The 10,580-nt window shown below is 39.1% G+C and carries 11 protein-coding genes; 5 read left to right on the top strand and 6 right to left on the bottom strand.

Annotation, left to right across the window (positions count from 1 at the left end; genetic code table 11):
• Nucleotides 1-950: 950 nt before the first annotated feature.
• The 5 genes from AB3G38_RS25180 to AB3G38_RS25160 all read right to left on the bottom strand — a co-directional run bounded on the left by AB3G38_RS25180 (nucleotide 951) and on the right by AB3G38_RS25160 (nucleotide 5,399).
• A complete protein-coding gene (locus AB3G38_RS25180) occupies nucleotides 951-1,367 on the bottom strand; it encodes an organic hydroperoxide resistance protein (RefSeq protein ID WP_367868789.1) in 417 nt (138 codons plus the stop codon).
• Nucleotide 1,368: 1 nt separating this feature from the next.
• Nucleotides 1,369-1,803 (bottom strand): MarR family winged helix-turn-helix transcriptional regulator, encoded by a 435-nt coding sequence (locus AB3G38_RS25175; protein WP_367866444.1) that lies wholly within the window; start codon nucleotides 1,801-1,803, stop codon nucleotides 1,369-1,371.
• A 162-nt stretch (nucleotides 1,804-1,965) separates the two neighbouring features.
• Nucleotides 1,966-3,156, bottom strand: coding sequence for an enoyl-ACP reductase FabV (gene fabV, locus AB3G38_RS25170; protein ID WP_367866443.1), 1,191 nt, complete (start codon nucleotides 3,154-3,156; stop codon nucleotides 1,966-1,968).
• A gap of 41 nt (nucleotides 3,157-3,197) precedes the next feature.
• Complete coding sequence (locus AB3G38_RS25165; protein WP_367866442.1) at nucleotides 3,198-4,658, bottom strand: aminoacyl-histidine dipeptidase; 1,461 nt, start codon at nucleotides 4,656-4,658, stop codon at nucleotides 3,198-3,200.
• A gap of 120 nt (nucleotides 4,659-4,778) precedes the next feature.
• Nucleotides 4,779-5,399: a phosphatase PAP2-related protein gene (locus AB3G38_RS25160; RefSeq protein WP_367866441.1), complete on the bottom strand. Its 621-nt coding sequence runs from the start codon at nucleotides 5,397-5,399 to the stop codon at nucleotides 4,779-4,781.
• Nucleotides 5,400-5,583: 184 nt separating this feature from the next.
• Here AB3G38_RS25160 and AB3G38_RS25155 point away from each other — a divergent pair, with 184 nt between their 5' ends.
• Genes AB3G38_RS25155 through AB3G38_RS25145 form a run of 3 tightly spaced genes read left to right on the top strand, consistent with a single transcriptional unit; the run spans nucleotide 5,584 to nucleotide 8,706 of the window.
• Entirely contained in the window at nucleotides 5,584-6,405 is an 822-nt protein-coding gene (locus AB3G38_RS25155; protein WP_367866440.1) for an alpha/beta fold hydrolase, read from the top strand.
• 34 nt (nucleotides 6,406-6,439) lie between these two features.
• The gene (locus tag AB3G38_RS25150) at nucleotides 6,440-8,074 is read left to right on the top strand and encodes a murein L,D-transpeptidase (RefSeq protein ID WP_367866439.1); all 1,635 of its coding nucleotides are present in this window, start codon (nucleotides 6,440-6,442) and stop codon (nucleotides 8,072-8,074) included.
• Nucleotides 8,075-8,133: 59 nt separating this feature from the next.
• Nucleotides 8,134-8,706 (top strand): ferritin-like domain-containing protein, encoded by a 573-nt coding sequence (locus AB3G38_RS25145; RefSeq protein WP_367866438.1) that lies wholly within the window; start codon nucleotides 8,134-8,136, stop codon nucleotides 8,704-8,706.
• Nucleotides 8,707-8,786: 80 nt separating this feature from the next.
• Here AB3G38_RS25145 and AB3G38_RS25140 read toward each other — a convergent pair whose 3' ends face one another.
• Complete coding sequence (locus tag AB3G38_RS25140) at nucleotides 8,787-9,251, bottom strand: low affinity iron permease family protein (protein WP_367866437.1); 465 nt, start codon at nucleotides 9,249-9,251, stop codon at nucleotides 8,787-8,789.
• Between the two features lie 153 nt (nucleotides 9,252-9,404).
• On the opposite strand from AB3G38_RS25140, the gene lspA reads away from it, so the two are divergent.
• Together lspA and AB3G38_RS25130 are read left to right on the top strand one after the other, a co-directional pair.
• Nucleotides 9,405-9,899 (top strand): signal peptidase II, encoded by a 495-nt coding sequence (gene lspA, locus AB3G38_RS25135; protein WP_367866436.1) that lies wholly within the window; start codon nucleotides 9,405-9,407, stop codon nucleotides 9,897-9,899.
• 10 nt (nucleotides 9,900-9,909) lie between these two features.
• Nucleotides 9,910-10,575 (top strand): peptidylprolyl isomerase, encoded by a 666-nt coding sequence (locus tag AB3G38_RS25130; protein WP_367866435.1) that lies wholly within the window; start codon nucleotides 9,910-9,912, stop codon nucleotides 10,573-10,575.
• Nucleotides 10,576-10,580: the final 5 nt, after the last annotated feature.

The following is a 10,580-nucleotide window of genomic DNA, read 5'->3' as shown; positions in this document are numbered from 1 at the left end:
AGTTATTCTATAAATTAATGGTATTCTACTTAAACAACGACCAAATACTCTGCCGTTTTGGGAGGGCGAAGATCCTAAAAATTACCAACAAAAAATCATAAAATCTCACCTAATTTGTAAGTCGCTAACAGGCAAAACGATAGCCTGGAAAAAAGCGTCTTTTTTGTGGATAACTTATCCACATTGAAAATTCAGTGTTTATAACTATTGCTCAAACTAACGGTTTTCATTCCTTAATACAGGACAATATTACCAAAAAAAACCGGCTATTTCAGACCTTTCTGCAAACTATATTTAAAATCAAAAAAGTGAGAAGCGACAACTTGTCATTCACTAAATGTTTATATAAAACACATATATAACTCATTTTAAATAAAATACAACAATCGAATAATTAAAAAGACCAAGCTTACAGCTAAAATAGCTAAAGATTATTGAACAAAGTGAACAGTTAGCTCAGTGTGCAGCGCAGTAGCGATTGCCCGGGTCACCAGCAATAAAAAAGAGAAGAGAAAAAATCAGTGACGTTTTACACATTCCTTTAAATTGATAAGCCGCAGCAGATCAGTTTAAGCAAAATAAGACACCTGTAAATGACATTTCCAAGGCTCTAAAGAAGATACCCACAAACAGCCAGATCGTCCCGCAGAAACGAGATTATGCCTACTGACACTAACTGTAAAATTAAGTTAATCAGGAGAAAATTAAGGACCCGGATGATGAGGTTTTTACAAAATATGCCTTTGGCCCGAAAAAAAGTATAAGAAAGCAGGTTAAAAAGAGCCCTGACAGTGTGTTGGAGTGAGGTTGTAATGACGTTGGAATGACCTTCCAATGACCTTGCAATGACTACAGTCATTCCAACCTCATTGCAATATCTCTTCAACGTCGTTTTAATAGATAACTACGACCCTATTGTTCTATAATTCAAGGGTCGCAGTTATACTTATTTAAACATTTTCAAGTTCAACCTCAATGTTGCCACGGGTAGCATTTGAGTAAGGACATACCTGATGTGCTTTCTCCGTCAATGTTTTCGCAACTTCAGCATCTACCCCCGGAATGGCTACTGAAAGCTTTACAGCCAGCTGAAAGCCCCCTGTACTGTTCTTTCCGATACTGACCTTAGCGGTTACTTTAGTTTCACCAGTCTGAACCTTATCCATTTTGATCACTAAATTCAAAGCACTATCAAAACAAGCTGCATAACCTGCTGCAAAAAGCTGTTCAGGATTTGTATAAGCTCCAGCCCCGCCTCCAAGTTCTTTGGGCATTCTTACTTCCAGATCTAAAACGCCGTCCGATGATTTTACATTTCCATTTCTACCACCCGTAGCACTCGCTTCAGCAGTATATAATTTTTCAATTTTATCCATGATGTTTATTTATTGTATTTAAAATTCCTGTTAGTTTTTGTTGAAGACTGACCATTTCGCCTTCTGTAATATCCAGAGCGCAAAACAAAGCACCCGGGATTCCGGCCGCAGCATACTTCAATTTCAATCCGCCACCGGTCAGCTCTATCACTACAATCCGCTCATCTTCTTCACTTCTTTTCCTGGTCAGATATTTTTTTTGTTCCAGTCTTTTCAATAACGGCGTTAAAGTTCCGGTATCCAGCAAAAGCTTTTCACCAATTTCCTTAATGCTGATTTTATTGGTCTCCCAAAGCAACAGCATCACTAAATATTGAGGATAAGTGAGATCCAGTTTCTCCAGCAAAGGACGATACAAAGCGGTGATCTGTCTTGACAAAGCGTAGATCGGGAAGCAGAGCTGCTGCTCCAGTTTAAGCATTTCCATGCCTATATAAACGAGTACTATATGCTTATATTGTGCACAATACAATTTTACAAAATATAAATTACAACAAATTGAATATCAATAAATTAAAAATAATATATCTACAAAAATAGGGCTCCCAAATTAATGGAAGCCCTATTTTAAACAGGTTTGAGACCGAAATTAAACTAATCCCGGCACTTCTACCATCTCATTAGTTTCAGCTTCATAATCAATTCCGGCTACATCAAAACCAAACAGATTAAGGAAGTCATGTTTGTAACCAGCAAGGTCACCAAGTTCCGGTAAACTTTCTGTAGAAATGCCAGCCCATAATTCAGCAACTTCTGCTTGTGTTGCAGCATCCATCTCTAGATCATCGACACGGATCCTTCCTTTCTCATCAGTTGGGATGGCACCGCCAGTATAAAGTCTGTCCTGGAATAAACGCTGGATCTGCTCGATACATCCTTCATGAGTTCCTCTTGCTTTCATCACTTGATAAAGCAATGAAATGTACAATGGAATCACTGGAATAGCGGAACTTGCCTGAGTTACCAAAGCTTTGTTTACAGAAACATATGCCTTTCCGTTCAGGTCTTTTAATTTTTCAGTGATCTGAAAAGCAGTAGCCTCCAGGTCATCTTTAGCACGTCCGATTGTTCCTTTACGGTAAACCGCTTCAGTTACAGATGGGCCTATATAAGAATAAGCAACTGTAGTTGCGCCTTCAGCCAGTAAACCAGCAGCCTTAAGATCTTCGATCCAGAAACCCCAGTCCTCCCCTCCCATTACCGCAACAGTATTTTCTATTTCTTCTTCGTTTGCAGGCTGAATAGAGATATCAGTTACTACTCCAGTATGAAAATCTACTGTTTTATTCGTGAAACCCTGACCGATTGGTTTCAATACAGAATTGTATACAACTCCTGTTTTAGGATGTGTTCTGCGTGGTGAAGCCAGGCTATAGATTACTAAATCAATCTGACCTAAATCAGCTTTAATCAAGTCTAATGTTTTTTGTTTGATTTCATCAGAAAAAGCATCACCATTGATACTTTTAGCATATAAACCAGCTTCCTGAGCTTTAGTTTCAAAAGCAGCGGTGTTATACCAGCCTGGTGAAGCGGTTTTTCCTGGTGCAGGTGGTTTTTCGAAATACACACCTATGGTAGATGCATCCGATCCAAAGGCACTTGTAATTCTTGATGCCAGTCCAAATCCTGTAGACGCGCCAATAACCAGCACACGTTTAGGGCCGGCAATAGCTCCTTTTGATTTCACGTAATTAATTTGATTGACAACATTTTGCTCACATCCCTGAGGATGAGCAGTCAGGCAGATAAAACCACGTATTCTTGGTGCAATAATCATAAATTGTTCTTTAAAGAAGGTCTAAAATAATTAATTCTTTTCTATTTAATGTTTTTGGGAATCTCTTTCAATACGCTTAACAGGAAGCCCCAGAATTTCTGAACTGAAGAAATCTGCACGCTTTCATCCGGAGAATGCGCCCCTCTGATCGTCGGACCAAAGGAAATCATGTCCATTCCAGGTAAATGACCACCAAGAATACCACATTCCAGACCTGCATGACAAGCATCAACTTTAGGCGCTTTACCAAAAGCAGTCTCATACATGCGCACCATTAACCGTAAAATATCTGAATCAGGGTTTGGTTTCCATCCAGGATAATCTCCGTCCTGAGCAACATGACTGCCCATATTTTCAAAAGCAGCACGGATTGCATTGGAAACATCTGTTTTAGTACTTTCTACACTGCTGCGCTGTAAAGATTGCGTAATAAATTCACCATCTTTAACAATCACTCTGGCCAGGTTACTTGAGGCTTCTACCAAATCCTTAATATCAGGACTCATTCTGAAAACACCATTTGGCATTGCGTAAATTGTATTGATGATCTTTTTAAAGTCAGCATTCACCATCACCTGTGCAGGTAAAGCAGTTTCGCTGATCACCACAGTCAGTGCTGGCTCTACAGTCTGGTATTCTTCCTGAAGCAAAGCAGTATATTCTTTGACAAAATCTTCAAATACTGCCTTTTCAGTATTGGAAACTACTACTACAGCAGCAGATTCTCTTGGTATTGCATTTCTTAAACTTCCACCATTAACAGCACTGAGTTGCAAACTGATAGTCTGAGCCGCTGTAAAAAATAAACGGTTCATCAACTTATTTGCATTTGCTCTGCCTTTATGGATATCCATTCCTGAATGTCCGCCTTTTAATCCTTTAATGGTGATTTCAAAAGCTGTACTTAATGCTTTTACTGATTCTTGCTGATAAATGTAATTTGTATTGGTATCTATTCCTCCGGCGCAGCCGATGGTGAGTTCATCATCTTCTTCGGTATCCAGGTTCAACAGGATAGTTCCGGAAAAATTAGCAGGATCAAGCTCCTTAGCACCCGTCATGCCAGTTTCTTCATCAATGGTGAACATAGCTTCCAATGCAGGGTGCGGAATCGTTGTTGAGGCTAATAAAGCCATGATTGCCGCCACTCCGATACCATTGTCAGCACCTAAAGTGGTACCTTTCGCTTTTACCCAGTCTTCGTCCACAAACATTTCAATTCCCTGTTCGTCAAAATTAAACACAGTATCGCTGTTTTTTTGGTGTACCATGTCAAGGTGAGACTGTAAAATCACTGTTTTACGATCTTCCATGCCTGGAGTTGCAGGTTTTTTGATGACTACATTCCCGGTACGGTCGGTCACAGTTTCAAGACCAAGGTCATTTCCAAAGCTGACCATAAATGCAATGACACGTTCTTCTTTTTTTGAAGCACGCGGCACAGCGTTCAGCTTCACAAAGCTACTCCAGAGTTCCTGAGGTTCTAAATTTTCAACTTCCATTCAAAAGGGGATATGAAATAAGCCTTTATGGCAAATTCCCTGGTTAAAATTATATGTAAAGATATAAACCGTTTAAAACTAAACGGCTTTAAAGAGCGGCAAATTTAAGGATTACCAAAATTATATCTTTGCTATTGTTTTGCCAAGATACCAGAACAGGTAACTGAATACTGGTGCTGCAATCACATCTGCGGTATAATGTACATGCTGAATTAATAATAAAACAGCTAATATGGCCGTAGCAAAGAAAATGATCATTTTTTCGGTTTTATTTTCCAGACAAAGCCCGATAAGACATAAGGTAGCTGTATGGCCGGAAAAGAACAGATCTTTAGTAATCATATTTGATCCGTAAATGAGGGCTAAAAAAGGATCTGTGAGATGAACAAGATTGACCGGCGGATCGAGCGGGATCAGCAAAATCGTAATCATCCTGGCCAGGCAGAAAAAAATATACCCCCACAATGCAGTGATGCACATCGAAGAATTTCTGATTATTCTCCAGATGAAAAAACCCACCGCCGGATTAATGATCAAGAAGATATAGCGGGATACATCCCGGGCTGGTAAACGGCTCAATACCCAGTCATCCATCAGCACTCCATTTCTGGCCTGTATAAACAAGAAAAAATCCTGTATGTAAAAAAGTATCAGGATCATCATTAAGATGCCCAATATAAATTTCACCCTAAAGGCAGGATACGCCCAGGCGAACTGCCAGGTCAGCTGTTTAGTTTGCATTAATATAAATCAGGTTAGATTTTGTCGCGGCAAATATAATATTACTTTTCCCGTCTTTATATTTTTGACGAAAATATTGATCAACATACGAACATAAACAGGTAAAAATCCTGTTTTTAACTAATTAATCGCAATATTTGATTATTGTGTTTCAGAACAGAAATACAATAAATACTAAAATATCATGCGTATAAAAGACATCATTATCTGTGCTGCCTGTGTATTGACCTTGCTGATCAATGCCTGCCAAAGCCAGGTTATCAATTACGGGAGTAATCAAAAAACAGGAAAATACTTCAATATCAGAGGTTTTAAAATGTACTATGAAATTTATGGTTCGGGCAAACCATTACTGATGATTCATGGCAATGGCGGGAACATCAGCTCTTTTGCAGGCAATATTCCTTACTTCTCAAAAAAATACCAGGTTATTGTGGCGGACAGCCGTGCCCATGGTAAATCTGAAGACCTTCAGGATTCGCTTAGCTTTGAGATGATGGCTGATGATTATGCAGCGTTGCTGGATTCTATTCACGTAAAATCCGCTTATGTGATAGGCTGGAGTGATGGCGGGATCAATGCTTTACTGCTGGCGATGCGTCACCCGGATAAAGTCATTAAACTCGCTTCTACAGGAGCTAATTTATGGCCTGATTCCACAGCTTTGAAACCAGAATTCTGGAAATCTGAACAGGAAACTTTCTTGTCAGGTAAAGACAAAGCTTTTGCCACTGCAAAGGAAAAGAATGACTGGAAGATATTTTTACTCGACTGGAATCAGCCCAACATCCCTTTAACAGCATTAAAACAGATCAAATGCCCCGCGCTTATTATTGGTGGTGACCATGATTTAATTCATACGGAACATACGGTTTTGATTGCGAAAAATATTCCCGAAGGCCAGTTGTGGATTGTTCCTAAATCAGGTCATGCTACTTTGATCGAGCATAAAGATGAATTTAACCACAAAGTTGATGAGTTCTTTCTAACCCCTGATCCGCAATAATTTAATTTCCATCGTTTTACTTATATTCATAGCTATGAAACTAAAGTTACGCTCCAATTTTCCAATAGTAAAGTTCTCTGCTTTATTACTGGTCATCCTGACTTCTTTATTTTTTATACAGTGTCAGCGAAAAGAGGGGAAGAAAATAGCCAGAGATGTGACCATTACACCTAAAAATGCAGTGACCAAACTATTAATTGATAGTATGGAACTGGAAAAATATATCATTGGGGCAAAATTAGAAGATAGTTCAGCATTAAGGCTGAGGAATTTTTACAATAGCCGGAACTTTCAGTTCGCCTGGTTAACAGAAAAAGGACTGGCAGAACATACCAGGGTATTCTATGCACTGGATAAAAGCTATGATTCCACTTCCAGAGATAGTGCTAAAAACGAGCTGTTGTTACGCAATCAGCTTAGTGGATTGATGACTAAAGACACCACTATTATTGCAGTGAGCCCGGCTTTGGTTAAGCTGGAATTGGAGCTGACCCAGCACTTCTTCAATTTTGTAATGAATACCTATGCCGGAAAAGTAGACCCTGCAGCATTGCAATGGTACATTCCCAGGAAAAAAATCAATGCGGTTGCTTTGCTGGATTCATTAGTAGCTAAAAAAGGTGCTGGCGTAGCGGAATGGGAACCTGTAAATAATTATTATAAAACACTGAACAAAGAGCTGATCCGCTGGTATAGTATTCAAAAAAGAGGTAGCTGGCCGCAACTTGATGTTGCTGCGCTTAAACCAATAAAAGAAGGTGATTCAGGCGCTGTAGTTTTACAATTCAAACAGCGGCTGATTGATTTTGGAGATCTGGATGCTAAAGATTCAACTGCAGTTTATACCGCTGAGGTAACTACAGCAATTAAAAAAGCACAATTGCAATTTGGACACAGACCAACCGGGAAACCAGATCGTTTATTACTGGCAGCTTTAAATGCAACCGTTGAATCCCGTATCCAGCAGATGCTGATCAACCTCGAAAGAATCAGATGGTCACCGCTGATGCCTGATGGTAAGCTGATTTTAGTGAATATCCCTGAATATAAGTTACATGTATTTGAAGCAAAAAAAGAAGTGCTGAACATGGGTATTGTAGTTGGAAAAGCAGCGAACAAGACCGTTATTTTCAGCAATACCTTAAAAAACATCGTTTTTAGCCCGTATTGGAATATTCCCCCAAGTATTGTGCGTGCAGAAGTTCAACCTGCCATGCGTAAAAACCGGAATTACCTGGCTCAAAAAAATATGGAACAGTATGGTTTTAGTGATGGTCTGCCGCTCATCCGTCAAAAACCAGGGAACACCAATTCTCTGGGCCGTGTCAAATTCTTATTTCCAAACAGTTATAATATCTATCTGCACGATACACCGGCAAAATCTTTGTTTTCGGAAGACAAGCGTGCATTTAGCCATGGTTGTATCCGTTTAGCAAAGCCAAAAACATTAGCTGAATATTTACTGACGGACAGACCAGAATGGACATCCGAAAAAATTGACAAGGCAATGAATTCCAAAAAAGAGGTGTGGGTAACCATGAAAACTCCTGTACCTGTAATCATTGCTTATTTTACCAGCTGGGTAGATAAAAACGGGCTGATTAATTTCAGGGAGGACATTTATGGCCACGATCAGAAAATGGCCGCACAGTTGTTTCCAGCAAAATAATAAAATAATGTAAACCTTTCTATAGATGAGCGGTTATGGCTACTCAAAATCAATAGCACATGGCAACTACAACAAAAAAAACTAGCACAGCTACAAAAGCGAGTTCAAAAAAGACGACTGGTCAAACAGGTAAAATGAAGGATTCTGAATTCCATGAATTCTTTGTAGATGAATTGAAAGATATTTACTGGGCAGAGAAACACCTGGTTAAAGCACTTCCAAAAATGAAGAAAGCAGCAACAAGTCCGGAGCTTGCAGCAGCTTTTGAGAAACATACACAGGAAACTCAAACACACATTGCTACACTGGAAGAGGTATTTGCCTTACTGGATACAAAACCGGCAGCTAAAAAGTGTGATGCAATGGCTGGTTTATTGGAAGAAGCTGATTCTATCATTGCTGATACAGATAAAGGTACACTAACAAGAGATGCAGGTTTGATCCTGGCCGCGCAGAAAGTGGAGCATTATGAAATCGCGACTTATGGCACACTGGCTGTATTTGCACAAAACATGGGACATACTGATGTGGCCAGCCTGTTGCAGCAGACACTTGACAATGAAAAAGCGACTGATGTGGCCTTAACTGAGATTGCAACTGCTTATGTAAACGAAGAAGCTGCAGCAGAGTAAGATGTTAAGCATTGACTATAAAAAAGCCTGAACAGCAAATTTGCTGTTCAGGCTTTTTTATAGTGTTTATTTTTATAGTGCTAACCGTTGTGATGTTTTTTCCGATCCTCAATTTTCTCTTTTTGCAGGTTATTTGCTGCGTCTATAGAGTGAGACTTATGGATATCATCATCTTCTTCAGAAATATCAGACAGCTTCTGGTAATACTTATGCAGTACATCCAGCTCCTGCTCGGTCAGATCTTCAATGTCAACCATTCTGTTGCTCGCATGCCTGCTGGCAGCAATCAATTCATTTAATTTTAACTGGATAGCTTTGGAATCTTTATTCTGAGATTTCTGGATTAAAAAGACCATCATAAAGGTGATAATAGTAGTTCCGGTATTAATGACCAGCTGCCAGGTATCAGAATATTTAAAGACCGGCCCGCTGATTCCCCATATAATCACAATAGCCAAAGCAATACCGAATGCGGCTGAGCTCCCTGTCCAGCAAGTAATCTTTGTCGCTATTTTTTCAAAAAAGGATTCTTTCTTCTTTTCCATGAACGTTATAATTTGATTTATGCGGGATATAACAATAAGATTGGACTTCTGTTTTGACTGCTATTATATAATCAGTCTTAGCGCATCAGAAATCTTTTAAATTTGAGATTACAAACTAAACGGATTAAGTTTATGCCGAAAATCAATTTCCGGATGAAACTTATCTTAAGAAATATATCTATTTTACTCATTGTACTGGCTAATGCAGGATGCGATCAGCTTTCTAAAAATGCAGCCCGTCAAAACATAGCGTACCATGAAACAATCAATGTGATTGGAAATCATTTCATATTAACCAAAGTTGAAAACTCAGGTGCTTTTTTAAGTACCGGAGACTCCATGACAGACTCTGCAAAGTTTATATTTTTGTCCTTGATCCCGTTGCTTGCGCTTTGTTATGGAATCTATTATCTGCTTAAAAACAGTCAGCTGAATAACTTACTGGTGCTGGGTGTCTGTTTTGTAATTGGCGGAGGTTTAGGAAATTTATATGACAGACTCCTGTATGGTTCGGTAACGGATTTTCTGCATATAGATTTTTATATACTGAAGACCGGCATTTTCAATCTTGCAGATGTTTCCATTATGATCGGGATGATTATGCTGGTTATACATTTATATGTTAAGCGGACACTTCAATTTACTTAAAATTATATTCATGAAAATATCAATCCTGACTATCATTTTATCTTTCCTGATTTGCACAGTTCAGGCACAAACCAATTATGTGCGCCTTACTACTTCCAAAGGCAATATCCTGATCATGCTTTATGATGCCACTCCGCATCACCGGGATAACTTCATCAACCTGGCTAAAAAAGGACTTTTTAAAGATCAGGAATTTAACAGGGTTATCCGAAATTTTGTAAGTCAGGGCGGTGAACTGGATGAGACGATACTGGATAGAGAAAAACTCAATCTACAAGCTCCTGTTCAGCGGCTGGAAGCAGAAATAAGACCAGAACTATTCCATAAAAAAGGAGCTTTGGGCGCTGGCAGAAATGATAATCCTGAAAAGAGTTCCTATCTCGATCAGATTTACCTGGTAGAAGGGAAAATACAGACTGATGCGCAACTGGATGAACTGGAACTAAAAAAAGGCATAAAGTTTTCTGCTTTGCAAAGGGAAACTTATAAAACTATAGGTGGTATCCCGCGCCTTGATCAGGATTACACAGTATTTGGAGAAATAGTATCGGGAATAGAAGTAGCCAAAGCAATTAACAATGTGGCTACAGATAAGAATGATCACCCGCTCAAAAAAGAAGCTTTTAGTATTCATATCCTGAGCAAAAAGGAAATCAGCAAAATTGCCAGGCCTTAAAAAAC

Origin of the sequence: Pedobacter sp. WC2423 (assembly GCF_040822065.1) — a bacterium.
Classification (GTDB): Bacteria; Bacteroidota; Bacteroidia; order Sphingobacteriales; family Sphingobacteriaceae; genus Pedobacter.
Note: the sequence above shows the minus strand (reverse complement) of the source record. Positions and strands in the feature narration are given on the sequence as shown.

Excerpts from the sequence above, each read along its gene's own strand:
- AB3G38_RS25145 (WP_367866438.1), top strand. The coding sequence starts at position 8,134 with ATGGCAACTACAACAAAAAAAACTAGCACAGCTACAAAAGCGAGTTCA.
- AB3G38_RS25175 (WP_367866444.1), bottom strand. The coding sequence starts at position 1,803 with ATGGAAATGCTTAAACTGGAGCAGCAGCTCTGCTTCCCGATCTACGCT.
- fabV (WP_367866443.1), bottom strand. The coding sequence starts at position 3,156 with ATGATTATTGCACCAAGAATACGTGGTTTTATCTGCCTGACTGCTCAT.
- lspA (WP_367866436.1), top strand. The coding sequence starts at position 9,405 with ATGAAACTTATCTTAAGAAATATATCTATTTTACTCATTGTACTGGCT.
- AB3G38_RS25140 (WP_367866437.1), bottom strand. The coding sequence starts at position 9,251 with ATGGAAAAGAAGAAAGAATCCTTTTTTGAAAAAATAGCGACAAAGATT.
- AB3G38_RS25165 (WP_367866442.1), bottom strand. The coding sequence starts at position 4,658 with ATGGAAGTTGAAAATTTAGAACCTCAGGAACTCTGGAGTAGCTTTGTG.
- AB3G38_RS25150 (WP_367866439.1), top strand. The coding sequence starts at position 6,440 with ATGAAACTAAAGTTACGCTCCAATTTTCCAATAGTAAAGTTCTCTGCT.
- AB3G38_RS25155 (WP_367866440.1), top strand. The coding sequence starts at position 5,584 with ATGCGTATAAAAGACATCATTATCTGTGCTGCCTGTGTATTGACCTTG.
- AB3G38_RS25160 (WP_367866441.1), bottom strand. The coding sequence starts at position 5,399 with ATGCAAACTAAACAGCTGACCTGGCAGTTCGCCTGGGCGTATCCTGCC.
- AB3G38_RS25130 (WP_367866435.1), top strand. The coding sequence starts at position 9,910 with ATGAAAATATCAATCCTGACTATCATTTTATCTTTCCTGATTTGCACA.